Raw genomic sequence first — 20,453 nt, 5'->3', positions numbered from 1 at the left:
TTATTCTTAAAGAGGCCGTCTAAAAAGTATTTAGATGGCCCTTTTTCTTTATAAATGTTTTGTAAGAGGAAGCGATTCTTCTTTTTGTAAATCTTCTTTCTGATAAAAAAAGGCAAAGCAGCGCCCCTTTGCTATGCGATACTGAATTTTCTTAAGTTGTGCGCCATAGCTATTAATCCTATCTCAGTAGTTACTTTATCCATTCCCCGCAACATAAACCGCTTAAAGCCCATATTTTGCTTGATATTTCCAAAGACGGCTTCAACATCCCAGCATCTTCTTTTGCGATGTGCTATTCCCTCTTCACTTAGCAGTAGGTTCCTGGCCTTTTCCTTGAGGCGAATCAGGTTGTGATTACGTTCGAGAGTCCTGTTCCCTTTGGCTTTATGACAGCTGCCTCGCAAAGGGCATCCCTTGCAGTTGGCGGCCTGATACCGATGGATTTGCTGCTTAAAACCGGTAGTGGTTTCACTCTCATAACTTCTTACCTTCTTCATCGCCTGGCCCATCGGACAATAATACGTATCGGTTTCTTTATTATAAAACAGATTGTCCGGATGAAATGGGTTTTCTCTGTGCTTTTTATCGCGTTGCTCTTTATGGAAGTAATTGTATTTCACATAGGCAGTAATTTCTTTTTCTTCTAAATCGGTATAATTCTCTTCACTGCCATAGCCGGCATCTGCGGTAAGGCTCTCAGGTGTTTGATCGTAGGAATCTATATGATCTTGCAGGTGGTCTTTTAAGGTAGTGGTATCGGCGGTGGTTTGAGCTAAAGTATAATTGGTAATGAATTGGTTGTTGGTGGAAGCCTGAAGGTTATACCCAGGTTTTAACTGCCCGTTCTGCATATAATCATCTTTCATCCGCATAAAAGTGGCATCGGGGTCGGTCTTGCTATAGCTGTTGCGTTTTCCCAGGATAGCTTCCTGCTCCTGGTATTTCTTCAGGTTCCCAGGCCAGTTCTTCCTGGCATAGTTGAGCTTTTGTTTTACTTTTTTATCGACCTCCTTATCTTTTAATGCGTCATTAATGGCATCAATGGTTTTGGCTACTTCATCCGGATCGATAGCCTCAAAATCAGGCTCATTAGGAAGCAATTGTTCCTGGTCATAAACCTTTTCCACATAAGACCATAGTTCCCGAAGCTGTTTCTTAATACGCTCTTTACTGTTCTTGATAGATTTACCCCATACAAAAGTAAAGCGATTGGCATTGGCCTCTATCTTAGTGCCATCCACAAAGAGTTCCTTTAAAGATAATACACCCTGGTCAGCCAGTAAAAGAACCACCTGGTTGAAAATATTTTTAAACTTCCCTTTTAAGCGTTTTCCTCTAAAATCATTGATGGTATTATGATCAGGTTTACTTTGACCACTGAGCCACATAAAATGAATGTTCTCCAGAAGAGCCTGTTCTATCTTACGAGAGGAATACATATTGCGCAGGTACGCATAGATGATCACCTTAAGAAGCATCCGAGGATGGTAACTGGAAGTACCACCTCCTTTGTAACTTCGCTCCAGGTCAGCGATGTCGATTTGATCAATAATCGTATTGACGATTCTAACGGGATGATTTACAGGAACCAAATCATCATAACTGGGAGGTAAAAGACTTAACTGCGACTGGTTATAGGTCTTAAATACAACTTTAGCTTTCATTACATGAAAATAATAAAAACCTCAAAATAATCCAACAAGAAAGGCTGCCTTTTCAGACAGCCTCTTTTGTTTTAACTAAACTTAACTTTTTTAACAGAAAATGGTTTATTCTCTATCATTTCTAATTTTTTTATCTCACTAAAATTTAAGTTGTTAAGAGATAAATTGTTTCTATTGTATAAAAGTTAAAGTTAAAAACCTTAACAATCAGATAAACTTAGCAGACGATAATTTGAGTTCTTTTGCAGTGATTTTAAACTCAAAAAACAAACAACTTAAAACTCAAAAATGAGGAAATTACTCGCATTAGCGTTGTTTCTAACATCAGCTACAATTTTTGCTCAGGGAACTCTTACCGGAACGGTGATTGATTCTGAAATGGACGGTCCCCTTCCGGGTGCAACCGTTATGGTAGTTGGTACTAACAATGGTACTACTACAGACTTTGATGGAAATTTTTCTTTAGATGTAAAAGCTGCTTCGGGGAGAATAAGCGTAACCTTTATTGGTTATGAAAGACAAACCATTAACTTTAATATAACTGGTGGTGCTACACAAAATTTAGGGACAATTACTTTAGGTCCAGATGCCGATGCATTGGCCGAGGTGGTAATTACCGGTATTGCCGATTTAGCTAAAGATCGTGAAACTCCTGTGGCTGTTTCTACCATTAGAGCTGCCGAAATTCAGGAGAAATTAGGTTCGCAGGAATTTCCTGAAATTTTGAACAACACGCCTTCTATCTACGCCACCAAACAAGGAGGTGGATTTGGAGATGCCCGTATTAATATTAGAGGGTTTGACACTAATAACTCTGCGGTAATGATAAACGGTGTGCCAATTAACGACATGGAAAATGGTTCGGTTTATTGGAGTAACTGGGCTGGTTTAAGCGATGTAGCTTCGGCTATTCAGGTTCAAAGAGGATTAGGTTCTTCTAAATTAGCGGTATCTTCTGTAGGTGGAACCATCAACGTGGTAACAAGAGCCGCAGATAGATCTGAAGGTGGATTTGTAACAGTTATGACGGGTAATGATTCTTACTTAAAGACTGTTGCTTCTTATAACACGGGTCTAATGGAAAGTGGTTTTTCTACAACTGTATTATTAAGTCAAACTCAAGGAGACGGCTATGTTGACGGAACCGAATTTCAGGGGTACAACTATTATTTAGGTTTTGGATACAGACCTAATGATACTCACGATTTTCAGTTTACAGTAACTGGTGCACCACAATGGCACAACCAACGTAGCAGAAGTAGCTCGATTGATGTTTATCAACAATATAGTGATAATGAAGATCCAAATATAAAATATAATGAAAACTGGGGTTATAGAAATGGAGAAGAGTTTTCTTTTACCAGAAACTTCTACCACAAGCCAATTATGTCTTTAAACTGGGATTTCGATATTAATTCTGCCACTAAACTTTCTACTTCAGCTTACGCTTCTTTTGGACGTGGAGGTGGAACCGGAGAAATTGGTACTATAAATGGAAGAAGACAATTTGCGCTTCCAAGAACCGATAATGGCTTAATAAGAGTAGACGATATTTTTGCTTACAATAGTGGGCAGGCCGTTCCAGACTTTGGAAATGACGCTAACCCAGAAGGACAGAGAACACTTACCGATGGTATTTACCTTAACCAGGGTAATGGAGATAGGTCTTCTGCTAACGGAATTACAAGAAGAGCTTCTATAAACTCTCACAACTGGTTTGGTGTGTTATCTAACCTAAGTAACCAGTTAACAGATGAGCTTACTTTAGATGTAGGTGTTGATTTAAGAACTTACAAAGGTATTCACTATAGAAGAGTTAATAATTTAATGGGAGGTGACGCTTATTTACAAACCGATAACGTTAATAATGATCCCAATCCTGTACAACGTCAAACGTACGATGCAGATCCTAACTTCTGGGTATTCTCTGATATTGATTCAGAAGAAAAAATAGATTATTATAACGATGGTTTAGTAAGATGGGCCGGTACTTTTGGACAGTTGGAATATACAAATGATATAATTTCAGCATTCGTTCAGGGATCTATCTCTAACCAGGGCTTTAAAAGAGTTGAGTATTTTGGAGAACTTGAAGGTAGTCAGGAAACCGATTGGGAAAATATAATTGGTGGAAATATTAAAGGTGGTTTAAACTGGAATATTGACGAAAGACATAACATTTATGCAAATGCAGGTTACTATTCTAAACAACCTCTTTTTGATGCAGTGTTCATTAACTTCGGAAATAATTTAAACCCAGATCTTCAAAACGAACAGGTAATTGGTACCGAGATTGGGTACGGTTTTAGATCCAGTTTCTTTAGTGCGAACGTGAACCTTTACAGAACTTCGTGGGCAGATAGATTTGAAAGTACAGGAGCTGTATTTAATGCAGAAACGCCGCAGGAAGTTAGAGGTACTGCAAATCTTTATGGAATTACCCAGGTGCATACTGGTTTTGAATTAGACTTCACCGGTAGAATTTCAGATAAATTAAGATACAATGGGATGATGTCTATTGGTAACTGGGAATATCAGGATGATGTTGAAACAGCATATTTTGATAATGATCAAAGCCCTATCTTAGATGAAAACGGAAATCCACAAACTGCAACTTTAGCTTTAGATGGTGTAAAAGTTGGAGATGCTGCACAATTTACTGCCAGTCTTGGAGCAGATTATACCATTATAGAAGGTTTAAGAGTAGATGCGAATTACAGGTATGTAGATAATCTTTATGCTGACTTTGATGCTACTGATGCTTTAGGTGAGGAGAATTTTGAAGCTTTAAAATTACCTTCGTTTGGATTGGTTGATGCAGGTGCTTCGTTTAGATTGCCAATTGGGCAAAATAACAATAACCTGAACTTTAGAGTTAATGTAAATAACGTATTTGATACAATGTACATTTCTGAAGCTGATACCAATCTTTTAGCGGGTGCTGGTGATGAAACGTACCAGGGAATTAATGTTAATAACAGGGTGTATTTCGGATTCGGAAGAACCTGGAATGCGGGAGTTACTTTTAACTTCTAAATAAAAGAGATTAATTTTCGATAAAAAGAGGCCGTCTAAAAAGTATTTAGATGGCCTTTTTTATTGATAAAAGTTTTTGTGAGAGAAGTGCTTCTTCTTTTGTAGATATTCTTAATGATAAAAAAAGGCAAGGAAGCCCCCTTCCTATGCTATACTGAATTTTCTTAAGTTGTGCGCCATAGCAATTAACCCTATTTCAGTAGTTACTTTCTCCATTCCCCGAAGCATAAATCGCTTGAAGCCCATATTTTGCTTGATATTCCCAAAGACGGCTTCCACATCCCAGCACCGACGTTTACGATGTGCTATTCCCGCTTCACTTAATAGTAGGTTCCTGGCTTTTTCCTTGAGACGGATCAGGTTATGATTGCGCTCGATAATCCTGTTCCCTTTGGCTTTATGGCAAGCACCGCGAAGCGGGCACCCCTGGCAGTTTTGAGCCTGGTAGCGATGAACCTGCTGCTTAAAACCCGTAGTGGTTTCACTCTCATAACGCTTTACTTTCTTCATCGCCTGGCCCATAGGGCAGTAATATGTATCGGTTTCTTTATTGTAGAATAGGTTGTCCGGGTGGAATGGGTTTTCCCGATGCTTTTTATTGCGTTGTTCTTTATGGAAGTAGTTGTATTTCACATAAGCAGTAATTTCCTTTTCCTCTAAATCGGTATAATTCTCTTCACTGCCATAGCCGGCATCTGCGGTAAGGCTTTGAGGTGTTTGATCGTAGGAGCCTATATGATCTTGCAGGTGGTTTTTTAAGGTAGTGGTATCTGCGGTGGTTTGGGCTAAGGTATAATTGGTAATGAACTGGTTATTGGTGGAGGCCTGAAGGTTATACCCGGGTTTTAATTGCCCATTTTGCATATAATCATCTTTCATCCGCATAAAAGTAGCGTCGGGATCTGTCTTACTATAGCTGTTACGCTTGCCCAGAAGGGCTTCCTGCTCCTGGTATTTCTTCAGGTTCCCTGGCCAGTTCTTCCTGGCATAGTTGAGCTTCTGTTTTACTTTTTTATCGATCTCCTTATCCTTTTAATGCGTCATTAATGGCATCAATGGTTTTGGCTACTTCAGCCGGATCGATAGCATCAAAAGCAGGTTCATTGGGAAGCATTTGTTCCTGGTCATAAACCTGTTCCACATAAGACCATAGTTCCCGGAGCTGTTTCTTGATACGCGCCTTGCTGTTCTTGATCGATTTGCCCCATACAAAAGTAAAGCGATTGGCATTGGCCTCTATCTTGGTGCCATCCACAAAGAGTTCCTTTAAGGACAGTACACCCTGGTCGGCCAATAAAAGAACCACCTGGTTGAAGATATTTTTAAACTTCCCTTTTAAGCGTTTGCCCCTAAAATAATTGATGGTATTATGATCGGGTTTACTTTGACCGCTGAGCCACATAAAATGAATGTTCTCCTGAAGGGCCTGCTCAATTTTACGAGAGGAATACATATTGCGCAGGTAGGCATAGATGGTCACCTTGAGCAACATCCGGGGATGGTAACTGGAAGTACCTCCTCCTTTATAACTTCGCTCCAGGTCAGCGATGTCGATTTGATCAATAATCGTATTGACGATCCTAACGGGATGATGGGCAGGGACCAGATCATCATAACTGGGAGGCAAAAGACTTAACTGCGACTGGTCATAGGTCTTAAATACTGCTTTGGCTTTCATTACATCAAAATACTAAAAACCAGAAAATAATACAACAAACAAGGCTGCCTTTTCAGACAGCCTCTTTGTTTTTAAAGGTGGTTAGAAAGACCTGTTTATTAATTTACTTCACTTTTTACAAGTCTTATAAATTCCGCTCTGTAACCTTCCTTATCCTCTCCACGACCTTTTTCGGCAAGATCTAATATGAATCCAGTATTATGATTTTTCACAAATTCTGAATCGGTTAATTTCATTCCATAAAGAGCTACAGCAGCAGCAAACTTAAAATCGGTGCTGGCTTCTTCAAAATCCTTTTCAGTATCTGCTACCGTCTTGGTAATGAGCTTGCTTTTTGCACCCTCTGGATCCTTATACCTAAATTTTACCGTAAATAACTCACCGCTATTATTTTTTAATTCGGTGTTAGTATACTTCAGTGAGTCTATTTCTTTTAAATACTCACTTTCAACTCCTACAGGAATTAGCTCATAAAGAGCTGTAACGGTGTGGCCACTTCCAAGTTCCCCGGCATCCTTTTCATCATCATTAAAATCTTCTGCATTCAATAATCGATTTTCATAACCAATTAATCGGTAGGCCTGGATTTTTGCGGGATTGAATTCTACCTGTATTTTTACATCTTTGGCAATGGTGTGAAGTGTTCCTCCAAACTCAGTTCCCAGAACTCGTCTGGATTCCTGCATGCTATCTATATAAGCGTGGTTGCCATTCCCGGCCTGGGCAAGGCTTTCCAGTTTTGAGTCCTTGTAATTTCCCATTCCAAAACCTAAAGCGGTTAGAAATACACCACTTTCCCTTTTTTCTTCAATTAATTGCTTCATTGCGCTATCACTGCTGCTGCCAATATTAAAATCACCATCTGTTGCGAGAATCACCCTGTTGTTTCCCCCTTCAATAAAGTTCTCTTTTGCAATTTTATAAGCTAATTCTATGCCCTCACCTCCGGCTGTGGAGCCCCCTGCATTTAGGTTATTAATCGCTTCCAGGATCTTTATTTTTTCACTGCCGGGTGTGGATTCTAAAACAACCCCTGCAGCGCCCGCGTAAACCACTATGGCTACCCGATCTTCTTCCCGTAACTGGTTCACCAGGATTTTAAAAGAAGATTTTAGTAAGGGTAATTTGTTAGGGGAATTCATAGAACCTGAAACATCTAATAGGAATGTAAGATTGGATGCCGGGATATCCTCAGTAGGAATGTTTTTACCCTGTACGGCTATTTTCGCGATTTTTGTTTGTTGGTTCCAGGGAGATTTTGCTACCTCTGTATGTATGGCAAAGGGATGTTCATCTTTAGGCCCGGCATAATTGTAGTTGAAATAATTTATCATTTCCTCTATTTTAACGGCGCCTTTGGGTATCTCCTGCCCATTGTTGATCATCCTCCTAATATTGCTGTAAGAAGCACGGTCTACATCTATAGAAAAGGTAGAAAGTGGTGCGGTCTTAACACTCTTGAAGATATTCTCGTTTTTTTCTTTATAAGCTTCTGTGTTAGTTCTATTGTTATAGCCATAGCCAGTCTGTAAACTTGAAGTTCCTCGAATTCTTATCGTTTCTGAAACCGCTACTACTTCTTCGTTCAAAGAAACATTGTCAGGCTCTAAAGAGGCATTAATCACCTTTTTATCTTTAACCTTAACCTCTTTGGTTTTATAACCAATAAAGCTGAAGGTAAGAAGATCTCCTTTTTTAGCTTTAATGCTGTATTTTCCGTCGAAATCGGTTTGTGTCCCGGAATTTGTGCTCTTATTAAGAATGTTAACGCCGGGAAGTGGTGTTGAATTTTCATTACTTACCGTTCCGGTTATTGTCTGTGCCGAAATCGAGTTGCAGAGAAATAGGCTTAAAATAAATAGTAAATTATACTTCATGAATTGAATTTTTTAGGTATTGTAGAAAGTTGATTTTTATTCCTGAACCTGGAAAATTATGGGTAAGGCATAATTTACATTAACAGGCTTTCCGCGTTGTTTGCCTGGTTGCATTTTTGGTAGGGCTTCAATTAGCTTTTTGGCTTCTTCTTCCAGTTTTGGATGTGGCGCTCGTGCCTGTATATTTACGATATCTCCTTCAGTATTTATTTGAAAAAGAATATTGATACGATTTACTCCTGAAAGACCTAATTCACCACCCAGATCCTTATTGAAATTCTTATTTACATAAGTGGTTATTTTTTCACTCATGCAGTTCTTTCTTGCTGTATTATCTTCTAATGCTTCACAACCCGGAAATATTGGTACATCTTCAATTAATGTAAAAGGAACAGTTTCTACTTCTTCATCGGGTTTATGATCAATTATTTCCTCCGGTTCTACAATGTCGTCAAGATTTGCTTCGGTAGACTCAATTTCGTCTTCTTTGGCTTCGGGGTCATCTTTAATGACCTCTATTTCATCTGGAATTACCGGAGCTTTTGGTGGCGGAGTGTTTGCTAACTCGGTAATGGGGATAACTTCTTCTTCAAGATCATTTAAATAGACCTGCTCTTTTGTAAATTCATCCTTGACGTAGGTTTTCCATTCTATTAATAATAAGCTGGCCAGTAAGGCTACAATAAGTCCGAATGATAAAAACAGGTTTGATTTTTTCCGAAGATCGGCTTTGGCATTTTTCTTAGGTTTCATAATAAATTGGATTAATAGTTAGTAAATAAATGATAAGAAACTTAATAGAATGGTTGGTATTTTAAATAACCATCAATTAAAATGCCAAAAAACTAAAAAATATGATTTCAGTTAATATTGAAAAACTGGATATTCAATTCTAAACTTAGAAGTACAATGCTGCTACAATTTTATAGAAAATCCTATCTTTACTAAAAATTTACTCCTATGTATCCAACTGTACAATTCATTCATTCTTATTGGGCTTATTTAGTATTAATAGTTTTATTTGTAGCCTCTATAAATGCAATTATTGGTTATGCTTCTAATAAAGAGTATGGAGCAACTAATTTTAGGATTGCACTTTTCACACTTATCACTTCACATATTCAGCTTTTAATAGGAATAGTTTTATACTTTGTTTCTCCTTATTTTTCAGTACTTCTGGAAGAAGGAATGGGTACGGTAATGCCAGATCCTACTTTGAGACTTTACATTCTGGAACATCCATTAATGATGATTATTGCGGTAACTTTAATTACCATTGGATATTCAAAACACAAGAGTAAACTTACTTCAAAGCCTAAGTTTAAAATCCTTGCTATATTTTATACCTTAGGATTGTTGGTAATGTTATCCCGTATTCCCTGGAACGCCTGGTTTTAAAACTGTATAATTAAATTATTTCTAAGGTTTTACTTTCATCCAATCATCGAGATTTAAAGGCTACGAGGTAATTTATTTATTGTCTCGGTTTGGATTTGAAGAGACTTCTTTAAGCAGGTAAATATAAACCGGAAAATGGTCACTGTAACCGCCCTGATAACCTGAATAGCCGTAACTCCTAAAAGGATAACCTTTATATTGACCTTTCTCAGTAATGAGTTGTTTTTTATTAAAGATACCTGTTTTATAAAACTGAAATGTAGAATAATTTCTCCCGGTTAAACCGCCAGAAACAAGAATCTGATCAAATAAATTCCAGCCATCCCGGTAAGCAAGGGTGCCCATTCCTTTCTTTAGCATTTTTTCCATAGGGTTATATAATTGATGTGGGTTTACTTCATTTTGAGTAGCTACAGTTTTTAATACTTCCTTGAAACTTTTATTGGTGGGATCATCGTTAAAATCGCCCATACTTATAATCTTAGCCAAAGGTTCTTTCTTAAATATGGAATCAAGAATAATTTTATGGTATAGATCCAGTAAAATCAAAGCCAGGCTTTCTGCTTATTACACGCAAATTAAAGATGCTACTGAAATTTCATTTTATTATGCCGATGGACTTTCAGGATTGGGTAGAAATAGCACTACAGCATTCGTGCAAGAGGTTTTAAGCGGAATTGATAAACAACATTTAGGTTTGGAAATGGGAGTTGAGGCCCAATTAACTTCAGCCATAAAATTAAAAGCTGCGGCGGCATTGGGACAATTTGTTTATAGCAATAATCCTGAACTCTATTTAACTTCAGACGATTTTAATGATATGGTAGATTACGGGACTTCTTATTTAAAAAATTACAGGATAGCCGGCGGCCCGCAGAGAGCCGCGCAAATTGGATTTGAATATCGTGACCCCGATTATTGGTGGTTTGGAACTACAATAAATTTTTTCTCCCAGGCTTTTCTGGATGTAAGTCCGTTAACTAGAACTGCGAATTTCCTGAATGATAGCGATGGTCTACCCATTTTGAATTACGATGAAAATGTTGCCGAGAAACTGCTAAAACAAGAACAATTTAAAGATTATATGCTTGTAAATGCCATAGGTGGCAAATCCTGTTTGGTAAAAGGAAAGTTTATCGGCTTCTTTGTGAGTCTCAATAATATTTTTGATAAGCTCTATAAAACCGGTGGCTTCGAGCAATCCCGAAATGCCAATTACCGCACTTTAAAACAAGACCGGGATAGGGAAAACCCCATTTTTGGACCTAAATACTATGGCACCGGTGCTTCCTATTTTGCTATGATTTATGTTAGATTTTAAAATTATAGTTATGAAAAATTTCAATTTAATTGTAACTGTTTTATTCGCTTTTTTAGCTACTTCTTGCGTGAAAACTGATGATTTTCAGCTGCCGGAATCCAAAAATAAAGAGATAAATATTGAAGGAAATATTACCGGAATTTCTGCAGTAAAAAGCAATTTTAATCCAGAAACCGAAGAAATCTATGTTTTTTCTGAAACCAATACGGTAATGGAAGCTTGTGTAGTTTCCAGTGATGAGGGTGGAAATTTTTATAAAGAACTGGTGTTGCAGGATAAACCTGAAAACCCAACTGCTGGCATATTACTTCTGGTAGATGATAATTCGCTTTTTGAAACCTATAATTTTGGAAGGAAAATCTATGTAAAATTAGACGGTCTCGCTTTATGGTCTAACAATGGAGTGCATCAATTAGGAGTTCAAAATAGGGGAGACGTGGTGGCAATCCCACCTTCAAGGATAGACGATCATATTATTAGAACTATGGAAACTGCGGAAATTCTTCCACTACAACTTGAAATTTCAGAATTTAATGAAAGACACGAAAATTTATTTATTAAAGTTAAAAATGTCCAGTTCAATCTAAACCTACTAAGGGAACAGCATCATTATACTTTTGCAGGGGAAATAACCGATGAGTATGATGGTGAAAGGCAGCTGGAAAGTTGCCGTACCGGTGCCAGCGCGATGTTAAGCACCAGTACTTTCTCGGGTTTTAAATCCCTTTATTTGCCTGAAAATTCCGGAAGCGTAAAGGGGATTCTAACCCGTAATTTTTACGATGATTATTTTGTGATCGCGGTAAATTCACCCGATGATTTTAATTTTGATGAAGATCGATGCGACCCCGAATTTCTTAAATGTGAGGGTGATAATATAAGGGGTGGTTCCCTCATTTTCGAAGAAAATTTCATTAATATAGCAAGTCTTTCTGCATTAGAAAATAATGGATGGACTAACATAAATGTAAACGGCGGCAAAGCATTTGAACCGGGAACATTTGACGGGAATAGGTATATTCGGGTTTCAGCATATAATACCGAAGAAACCCCTATGGAAGTCTGGCTGGTGAGTCCGCCAATAGATTTGGATGAAGTTTCAGAAGCAAATTTATCTTTTGAGATTATGTCTTCTTATGATAATGCAACCATTCTAAGCGTGCTCGTTACAGAGGAATTTACCGGGAATGTCCTAACCACGAATTGGAGGCCGGTAGATGCTGTAATTCCTATAGGCCCAACTAATCAATACGGAAAAAGATTTGTAAAAAGTGAAATAGATATTACCTGCTTAAAGGGAGATATCCATTTCGCCTTTAGATATTTAGGTGCTGCACCAGATAAAAGCACAACTTATCATATTGATAACATACGAATAAGCGGGAATTGAGTAAATTGGGAGATTATTTAAACTCGGCGCATGAAGCAAAAATTACTCTTTTTATTCTTGATAATTACATCTTTAAGCTCTGCTCAACATTCCCAGGATTTTGCCGGAAATTGGTTCTGGAAATCTCCAGACGGCCAGAATACCATGGAATTAGAACTGGAGTATGAAAGCCAGGGAAGTATTAAAGGTAATCATTGCGTGATCTTCTCACAGGGTGAAAATACCGATTGTAAAAGAAAAAATGGAAATTCGTTTACAATCAATTTGGTTAAAATCGCTGAAGGTGTTTACGACGGAACTATAGAAAGTGCCGTAAGTTATACTTCAGGAAAAATACGTTTGCAATATATAGACAGTGAAAAAGCTATTCGTTTTTATCTAAAAGAAGTGCCTCCCGGAGAATTCTATATGCCCAAGGAGGCTTTTTTAGTTAGATAATTTATTTTTGATAAGCTTCGCTGTAAGGCGACCAGATTTCATAAATAGGATCTCCTTTAGAGCTTTTGCCTTTATGATGCCATTTGCCATTTTTAACTTCATATTGAAACTCTAAACTTGCTCCTACACGGCTGGCATCTCGTGAAAAGAATTCAATATTTTCAGTATATTTTCCATTTTCTGCAGAATAAGTTCCTCCACCCGTTCCATTAAATTCTTTGGTAGCCGAATTAAAGGCGATCCATTGAAACCTTCCACCGCTTAAAATTTTTACCGTGCGCCTGTCACCTGGGGTCATCGTACTCATTTCCCCGTTTCTTTCACGGCCGGTAATTACCCAGTTTCCTGTTAAAGCATCTGATTTATCTGAAACACGTTCCCATATTTTAGTAGTATTTCCGTCAGAAATTTCCATCTTGTTTTCACCTTCCCAGGTAATATTATATTCCCGTTCAGTCCCAATGTTTTCGGCATCGTAGGTGTCAAAATCCCGGATTTCGGTAAGGGTTTCATCTTCCAGGCTAAGTTCGCCTCCCGCAGCGCCTAAAAATTCATTATTACTTAAATTTTTAGAACCCAGGGCAAAATAACCGTCCTGAACTATTTTAATCACTTCACGATCGCTCACCGTTTCACCGTTTTTTTGAATTAGTTTCCAGGCGCCATCAAGCTCCTGAGCTCCCATTATTCCGAAGAAAAAAAGTAAGGGTAATAAGATTAATTTTTTCATTGTAGTAAATTATTGGTATACCCTAATTTACTGAAAATACCAATAAAAAGCCCCGAAATTTTCGGGGCTGTATACTTTTATTTTTCTTCTCCGTATTTATCATATTCCGGATATAGGAAGTTGTTATAGGGAAAACGGGTAATATGAATTTTACGAACAGCTTCATAAACTTTTCTGCGGAAATCTTCCATATTCTCTTTATTCAAAGCAGATATGAACAGAACGTTATCTCCCATTTTATTCATCCAGGTTTGCTTCCATTCTTTCAACGTATAATGCGCTTTTGTCCTTTCGGTCATTAAATCATCATCTTCAATTTCTTCAGCTTCATATTGATCAATTTTATTAAAAACCATAATCGTTGGTTTGTCATTACTCTTAATCTCACTCATAATCTGGTTAACCGATTCTATGTGATCTTCAAAGTTAGGGTGAGAAATATCTACCACGTGAAGTAATAAATCGGCTTCTCTAACTTCATCTAAGGTAGATTTAAAAGACTCTACTAGTTGTGTAGGCAACTTCCTTATAAATCCTACCGTATCGGTTAAAAGGAAGGGTAAATTTCGAATTACCACTTTTCTTACCGTAGTATCCAAGGTTGCGAAAAGTTTATTTTCGGCAAAAACCTCACTTTTACTAATGGTATTCATTAAAGTAGATTTCCCAACATTGGTGTAACCTACCAGTGCAACCCTTACCAACTGCCCGCGGTTACCACGCTGCACCTCCATTTGTTTGTCTATGGTTTCAAGTTTTTTCTTTAATAGGGAAATTTTGTCTCTAACAATCCTACGGTCAGTTTCAATTTCTGTTTCCCCTGGCCCACGCATTCCAATACCACCACGCTGGCGTTCAAGGTGAGTCCACATTCCCGCAAGTCTCGGTAATAAATATTCATATTGGGCAAGTTCTACCTGCGTTCTCGCGTAACTGGTTTGTGCGCGTTGAGCAAAAATATCGAGGATAAGTGTAGTTCTATCTAAAACTTTACATTTCAGGATTTTCTCAATATTTTTCTGTTGAGCAGGAGAAAGTTCATCATCAAAAATAGCGGTGCCTACGTCATTTTCATCTACGAACTGTTTAAGCTCGTTCATCTTCCCTGTCCCTATAAAAGTTTTTGGATTGGGTTTATCCATATTCTGGCTAAAACGCTTTATCACTTCCCCGCCTGCGGTATAGGTAAGGAATTCTAATTCGTCCAGGTATTCTTCTAATTTATCATGCCCCTGCTCTTTGGTTACAATACCAATTAGAACAGCTTTCTCGTGGGTTAGGTCGGTTTTTTCAATCATAAATACAAAGTTACACAATAGATTGCTACTGCGATTTTTGCGGAAATTATTTCAACATATATTTAACTAAAATAGGCTCATAAACAACAAACCCGCCGGAAAAGGCAGGTTGTATTTTTAATTTTGTGGTGGTTTTGTCTTCACTTTCAACTCGTTTCAGTATTTAAATAATCAAAATAACTACGGAAACAAGTTCAGCATAAATTATGGGTTTGTTATTGGTTAAAATCCATAATTAAACCCTAAACCAAAAACTTCTCTAATTTGAAAACCTTTTACTGCATTGTCGTCGTAAATAGCCTGGAAAATAAGGTTTGTAGAAAGATAATCGTTAATCTTCATTTTCATGTTCATCGTATAATCGATATCTACGTTTTGAGGATCTTCCAAATAGTTGGAGTAGAGGTTAATTAAATTCTCCATAGTTACATTCTCAATTATATCGAATTGCGCGTAACCCGAAACCGATGCACCAAGTTCAAAACGCATGGCTTTCCCTGCATCTACACCAAAATAATCACCATCTACATAATCTGGACCTGAAGTAAAATCTTTATCTACAAAGACCATTCTTCCCGTAGCCGGTGCAAGATTTATATAGAAATTTTCACTTTTTTTCCACATCATACCGGGACCAAATTGAAGGTAAGCGGGAGATAGAAAATTGGTATATTCACTTCGGGTTGTTTGGCCGCTTTCAGGGTCTTCGCCGAATTTATAGCCCTTTGTAATTTGCGTTCTAAAATTAAGAAAAAGCGAATAATACCAGTTTGATTCCTGTACCTGCTTTCCCGCAATCGAATTAAATTCTAAGCGGTCACTTGTTTTCCTGGCAAATTCGTCACTTCGCTGTTTAGTCATCCCATAATCAAGGAGCAATTTATTATCCCAGGTAAAATCGTCTTTTAAATAATTAAAATCGTAATCAAAAAGAAGGTTTCCAGCAATATTGGAAGTTCCACCGCCCGTCCACTCTTCATTAAAGGCTGACTGATTAAAAAGAATGGCTATGTTTCCTTCTTTTGTCCATCCTTGTTTTTGTTCTTTCTCTTCTTCCTGAGCCGATAAATTAAAAATCCCGCCACAAAGGGCGAGAGCAAATAATAATTTTTTCATTTTGTTTATAATTTAGGATCCCTATCTGGATGTTTACCACTATTTTGTATTTACTTCCTGCGTTTTGCTAATTGTAGCAGTATACATCCAGAGGGTTCAACTTAATTTTTTGGTTTTTTATACAATGGTACCGACGAGCAAGCCTCACCATACATTAAACTTTTAACTACCGGTTGCAGTTTTTCTATTAAAAGTAAATAGGCATTTTTTGGAACCGGTTTGTGAGAGCAGCCTTTAACGATCACAGGTTTATCTGTAAGATTACTAACATCCATTTTATTAATAGCTTCGGTATAAAGTACGGTTTCCAAAGTTTCCAGGTCACCGGTGATTACTTTTTTTGCATATGGCTGTAAATAAGTAGCCAATAACATATATGCCCAGGCAGGGATTATTGCATCGCTGGAGCAGGTAAGGGCTATAAATTTATCCTGGTATTGACTCCAGTCGTGGTTTTTGGCCTGTTCTCTAAATTCTCCTTCCCGCAGCACGAAACCTTCCAGAAGCCAGTCTTTTACATCAAACAATACGCGTTCCCCCTCAGGATAATAATCCTCCAGGTTAAAGGTAATAAGTTTACTGTTGGCTATTCGGTTTACTATTTCTTCGGCCATAAAATGGGTTAAGTGTTAATGGTTAAAATTTAATAAACATTTAAAGTAAAAGTTTTTATTCCCCTTTGGGAGCCAAGGGACTTTTATAAAAGACCTAATTCCAGTTTTGCTTCCTCGCTAATAAGGTCCTGATTCCACGGCGGATCGAAAGTAATTTCTACTTCTGCATCTTTTACCGTATCTATAGAAGCTACCCTCTCCTTTACTTCCTGCGGCAAACTCTCTGCTACAGGGCAGTTTGGTGTGGTTAAGGTCATTAATATTTTCACTTCGTGATCGGTATTTACCATTACGTCGTAAATAAGGCCTAATTCGTAAATATCTACCGGGATTTCTGGATCATAAATAGTTTTTAAAACCTTTACGATCTTTTCTCCTAATTCCTGTGTGTCTATTTCCTGTTCCATTTTAATTAAGTTGTGTTTGGTATGCTACAGCATACATTTTAAGTTGTTTGATCATACTCACCAAACCATTGGCGCGGGTAGGAGACAAGTGCTCTTTAAGGCCAATTTCATCAATAAATTTCGTGTCGGCTTCAATAATTGCTGAAGGATGATGATTGGAAAATGCCCTAATTAAAATGGCTACAATTCCCTTGGTAATAATCGCATCACTATCGGCCGTAAAAACCAATTTCTCATCTTCAAGTTCAGCGTGAACCCACACTTTACTTTGACAACCTTTAATAAGGTTTTCGTCTATTTTATATTTTTCGTCTATAAGCGGAAGCGCTTTTCCAAGCTCTATCATATACTCATAACGCTGCATCCAGTCCTCGAACATTGCAAATTCGTCTACAATTTCTTGCTGTATTTCCTGTATCGTTTTACTCACTATCTTCTGTTTTTTGCAGGTTTAAAAGCTCCTGATTTTCTTTAGATAAAAATATTAAATCTTTATCGCTAATTCTAACATTTCTAATTTCGGGAATTACTTCATTCATAATCTCTTCATATTCCATTTGCCCTTCGCAGTACATTTTGGTTCCCAACGGCGGATTGAATTTCACGATAGAATCCTGAATTTTATAGGTGGCTACAAAATTGTTGCAACCGGTTTTTCCCGATAACCTTTTTTCTGTACCATTAAAATTTAAAATGAAACCTTCTGCAGAAATATCTTCTCCATCCATTTCTACTAAATTATAATCGCCACTTAGTGAATTCAGGTCTGCTGGATCTTCTGAAATTTTTTCTTCTGAATTTCCGCAGGAAATCATTAAAAATGCGCTGAATATAAATAAGATCTTTTTCATTTAATATATTTAGGAAAGCATTGATTTTGCTTTTATAACTGCATCAATAAACCGGTCTATTTCTTCTTTGGTATTATAAAACGAAAAAGAAGCCCGAACAGTACCTGGAATTTTATAAAAATCCATAATAGGCTGTGCGCAATGGTGGCCGGTCCTTACCGCGACCCCCATTTTATCTACGAGCGTCCCAATATCATACGGATGAAGCCCTTCAATATTAAAGGAAATAACTGCGGTCTTTTCTCTTGAAGTCCCGTAGAGTTTCATCCCTTCAATTTCCTGAAGTTTTAAAGTAGCATAATCCAACAATTCTTCCTCGTAACGGGAAATTGCTTCAAAACCAATACTATTCATATAATCTATAGCTGCGCCAAAAGCAATGCCACCACAGATATTAGGCGTACCCGCTTCAAATTTATGAGGAAGACCGGCATAAGTTGTTTTTTCAAAGCTTACCGTAGCAATCATTTCGCCACCACCCTGGTAGGGGGGGAGTTTATTCAGCCATTCTTCTTTGCCATATAAAACGCCAACACCTGTTGGGCCACACATTTTATGTGCAGAAACCACATAGAAATCCACATCTAATGCCTGTACATCTGCCTTAATATGCGGGGCAGCTTGCGCGCCATCTATTAAAACGGCTGCGCCTTTCTCGTGGGCTCTATCTATAATCTTTTTAATAGGATTTATGGTTCCCAAAGCGTTTGAAACGTGGTTTAGGAAAACCATTTTTGTTTTTTCTGAAAGCAATTCTTCAAAAGATTCGTAAATAAGTTCTCCCTGTTCGTTCATAGGAATAACTTTCAGTTTTGCACCAGTTTTTTCGCAAAGCATTTGCCAGGGCACAATATTGGAATGATGCTCTAATGCTGAAACCAGGATTTCATCGCCTTCTTTTAGAATAGATGAAAAACCACTTGCCACGAGGTTAATCCCGTGCGTAGTTCCTGATGTAAAAATGATCTCATGAGATTTTCCAGCATTAAAATGTTGCTGAATTTTTTTCCTGGCACCTTCATATTTGTCGGTTGCTTCCTGAGACAGGCTGTGCACACCGCGGTGAATGTTGGCATTGTAATTAGAATAATAATCTACAATAGCATACATTACCTGTTTCGGCGTTTGCGAAGTTGCTGCGTTGTCAAAATAAACCAGGGGGTAACCATTAACTTCCCTATTTAGGATAGGGAAGTCTTTTCTAATTTCGTCAACGTTAAATGCTATATTATTAGTAGCAATGCTCATTTTTATATTTATTTGAGGATTCTATTAAAGCTACTTTTAATAGCGATTTACAGGTTGAATCCTAATTCTACGCCCAATTTAAGGGCTATAAGTTTATTGATTCTCTTCTTAATCTCTGGAATTTTTACACTTTCCAATACATTATTGGCAAATGCATACATTAAAAGTCCGCTGGCTTCTTTTCTTGGAATACCACGAGATTGAAGATAGAATAATGCTTCTTCGTCTAACTGTCCAATAGTACAACCGTGGCTACATTTTACATCGTCTGCAAAAATTTCCAGCTGAGGTTTTGAGTTTATGGTTGCTTTATCGTTTAATAAAACATTATTGTTAGACTGGTAAGCATTTGTTTTTTGCGCTTCTTTTTCAACCACTACTTTCCCGTTGAAAACACCAACCGATTTTTCATCAAAAATACCTTTGTAATCCTGGTGCGATTCACAATTTGGTTCTATGTGATGTACCAAAGTATTATGATCTACGTGTTGTTTTCCTTCAATAATGGTAACACCTTTCATAGTAGAATCTATGCGTTCCCCTCTTTGATAAAAATTAAGGTTGTTACGCGTTAATTTTCCGCCAAGAGAAAAAGTATGTACAGAGCAAAAACTTTCAGATTTCTGTTCTATGTAGGTATTATCAATTAAAGACGCCGAAAGTTTGTCGTTCTGAATCTTATAATAATCTACTATAGCACGTTTATCAGCAAAAATTTCGGTAACCGAATTAGTAAGCACCGGTTGATCTGTTAAACTTTGGTGACGCTCAATAATCTGGCAATGGGAATTTTCGTCTACCACAATTAAATTACGAGGCTGCACTAATAAAGAAGATTCGTTTCCGGTAGAGAAATTAATGATCTGAATTGGTTTATCGGCCATCGTATTCTTGTGAATATGAATAAAAGCCCCTTCTTTGGTAAAAGCAGTATTCAACGAATTTAGTCCATTTTTTGGAGCAATTTTGTTGAAATAATTATCAATTACCGGTTTGTAAAGATCTTTATTTAAAGCCGAAGACATTAAGCAAACATCAATCTTATCATGCGTAGTGCTAGATAAGTGTGATGAGTAAATACCATCTATAAACACTAAATCGTAAGTATCTATCTCGTGGATAAAATACTTTTTAATGTCTTTATATTCAAGCGTATTTTCCTGTTTTGGAAAAAGACTATAATCTTCCTTTAAAATTGATTTAAGGGAAGTATATTTATAATCTTCCTGCTTTCGGTTTGGGAAACCTATAGTTTCAAAATCCTTAATCGCCTGATTTCTTATTTTATGAAGATCATCGTTAGAACCTGTGTACTCTTCTTCAAAAGCCAGGAAAGATGATACTAATTTCTCTTTTAATTCCATGATAATGTATTTTGTCTTTCCCG

Annotated in this window: 18 protein-coding genes and 1 pseudogene; 5 read left to right on the top strand and 14 right to left on the bottom strand. The window is 37.4% G+C overall.

Annotated features, from left to right (window positions below):
• Positions 1–131: 131 nt before the first annotated feature.
• Positions 132–1,664 carry an IS1182 family transposase gene (locus AO058_RS03190; RefSeq protein WP_075324881.1) on the bottom strand — a complete coding sequence of 511 codons (1,533 nt, stop codon included), beginning with the start codon at positions 1,662–1,664 and terminating at the stop codon, positions 132–134.
• Between the two features lie 288 nt (positions 1,665–1,952).
• Between AO058_RS03190 and AO058_RS03185 the strand changes: the two genes are divergently transcribed.
• Entirely contained in the window at positions 1,953–4,700 is a 2,748-nt protein-coding gene (locus tag AO058_RS03185) for a TonB-dependent receptor (RefSeq protein ID WP_075325199.1), read from the top strand.
• 144 nt (positions 4,701–4,844) lie between these two features.
• Here the strand turns inward: AO058_RS03185 and AO058_RS03180 are convergent.
• From AO058_RS03180 to AO058_RS03170, 3 genes and pseudogenes are all read right to left on the bottom strand, one after another.
• Positions 4,845–6,378: pseudogene (locus tag AO058_RS03180) on the bottom strand (IS1182 family transposase).
• A gap of 98 nt (positions 6,379–6,476) precedes the next feature.
• Entirely contained in the window at positions 6,477–8,255 is a 1,779-nt protein-coding gene (locus AO058_RS03175) for a vWA domain-containing protein (protein ID WP_075325198.1), read from the bottom strand.
• Between the two features lie 36 nt (positions 8,256–8,291).
• Positions 8,292–9,008, bottom strand: coding sequence for an energy transducer TonB (locus AO058_RS03170; RefSeq protein ID WP_075325197.1), 717 nt, complete (start codon positions 9,006–9,008; stop codon positions 8,292–8,294).
• Positions 9,009–9,215: 207 nt separating this feature from the next.
• On the opposite strand from AO058_RS03170, the gene AO058_RS03165 reads away from it, so the two are divergent.
• Positions 9,216–9,653: a hypothetical protein gene (locus tag AO058_RS03165; protein ID WP_075325196.1), complete on the top strand. Its 438-nt coding sequence runs from the start codon at positions 9,216–9,218 to the stop codon at positions 9,651–9,653.
• A 72-nt stretch (positions 9,654–9,725) separates the two neighbouring features.
• Here the strand turns inward: AO058_RS03165 and AO058_RS03160 are convergent, their stop codons facing one another.
• Complete coding sequence (locus AO058_RS03160; RefSeq protein WP_156858126.1) at positions 9,726–10,142, bottom strand: endonuclease/exonuclease/phosphatase family protein; 417 nt, start codon at positions 10,140–10,142, stop codon at positions 9,726–9,728.
• A gap of 16 nt (positions 10,143–10,158) precedes the next feature.
• Between AO058_RS03160 and AO058_RS03155 the strand changes: the two genes are divergently transcribed.
• From AO058_RS03155 to AO058_RS03145, 3 genes are read left to right on the top strand one after another with little or no spacing between them, the layout of a single operon-like run.
• Complete coding sequence (locus tag AO058_RS03155) at positions 10,159–10,974, top strand: hypothetical protein (protein ID WP_177195716.1); 816 nt, start codon at positions 10,159–10,161, stop codon at positions 10,972–10,974.
• A gap of 10 nt (positions 10,975–10,984) precedes the next feature.
• On the top strand, positions 10,985–12,364 hold the full coding sequence (locus tag AO058_RS03150; protein ID WP_093305656.1) for a DUF5689 domain-containing protein: 1,380 nt from the start codon (positions 10,985–10,987) through the stop codon (positions 12,362–12,364).
• Between the two features lie 30 nt (positions 12,365–12,394).
• Entirely contained in the window at positions 12,395–12,802 is a 408-nt protein-coding gene (locus AO058_RS03145) for a hypothetical protein (protein WP_075325193.1), read from the top strand.
• Position 12,803: 1 nt separating this feature from the next.
• On the opposite strand, the gene AO058_RS03140 is transcribed toward AO058_RS03145, so the two are convergent.
• The 9 genes from AO058_RS03140 to sufD all read right to left on the bottom strand — a co-directional run bounded on the left by AO058_RS03140 (position 12,804) and on the right by sufD (position 20,430).
• On the bottom strand, positions 12,804–13,532 hold the full coding sequence (locus AO058_RS03140) for a hypothetical protein (RefSeq protein ID WP_075325192.1): 729 nt from the start codon (positions 13,530–13,532) through the stop codon (positions 12,804–12,806).
• 77 nt (positions 13,533–13,609) lie between these two features.
• On the bottom strand, positions 13,610–14,830 hold the full coding sequence (gene hflX, locus AO058_RS03135; protein ID WP_075325191.1) for a GTPase HflX: 1,221 nt from the start codon (positions 14,828–14,830) through the stop codon (positions 13,610–13,612).
• 222 nt (positions 14,831–15,052) lie between these two features.
• The gene (locus AO058_RS03130; protein WP_075325190.1) at positions 15,053–15,946 is read right to left on the bottom strand and encodes a DUF3078 domain-containing protein; all 894 of its coding nucleotides are present in this window, start codon (positions 15,944–15,946) and stop codon (positions 15,053–15,055) included.
• Between the two features lie 101 nt (positions 15,947–16,047).
• Positions 16,048–16,560, bottom strand: a complete 513-nt coding sequence (locus AO058_RS03125; RefSeq protein ID WP_075325189.1) for a DUF2480 family protein — start codon at positions 16,558–16,560, stop codon at positions 16,048–16,050.
• Positions 16,561–16,643: 83 nt separating this feature from the next.
• Positions 16,644–16,967 carry an iron-sulfur cluster assembly protein gene (locus AO058_RS03120; RefSeq protein ID WP_075325188.1) on the bottom strand — a complete coding sequence of 108 codons (324 nt, stop codon included), beginning with the start codon at positions 16,965–16,967 and terminating at the stop codon, positions 16,644–16,646.
• Position 16,968: 1 nt separating this feature from the next.
• Positions 16,969–17,346 carry a SufE family protein gene (locus AO058_RS03115; RefSeq protein ID WP_075327872.1) on the bottom strand — a complete coding sequence of 126 codons (378 nt, stop codon included), beginning with the start codon at positions 17,344–17,346 and terminating at the stop codon, positions 16,969–16,971.
• A gap of 43 nt (positions 17,347–17,389) precedes the next feature.
• Positions 17,390–17,818, bottom strand: coding sequence for an META domain-containing protein (locus tag AO058_RS03110; RefSeq protein ID WP_083634125.1), 429 nt, complete (start codon positions 17,816–17,818; stop codon positions 17,390–17,392).
• 9 nt (positions 17,819–17,827) lie between these two features.
• Positions 17,828–19,066, bottom strand: coding sequence for an aminotransferase class V-fold PLP-dependent enzyme (locus tag AO058_RS03105; protein ID WP_075325186.1), 1,239 nt, complete (start codon positions 19,064–19,066; stop codon positions 17,828–17,830).
• Positions 19,067–19,113: 47 nt separating this feature from the next.
• A complete protein-coding gene (gene sufD / locus AO058_RS03100) occupies positions 19,114–20,430 on the bottom strand; it encodes a Fe-S cluster assembly protein SufD (protein WP_075325185.1) in 1,317 nt (438 codons plus the stop codon).
• Between the last annotated feature and the right edge of the window lie 23 nt (positions 20,431–20,453).

Origin of the sequence: Salegentibacter sp. T436 (assembly GCF_001932675.1) — a bacterium.
GTDB lineage: Bacteria > Bacteroidota > Bacteroidia > Flavobacteriales > Flavobacteriaceae > Salegentibacter > Salegentibacter agarivorans.
Note: the sequence above shows the minus strand (reverse complement) of the source record. Positions and strands in the feature narration are given on the sequence as shown.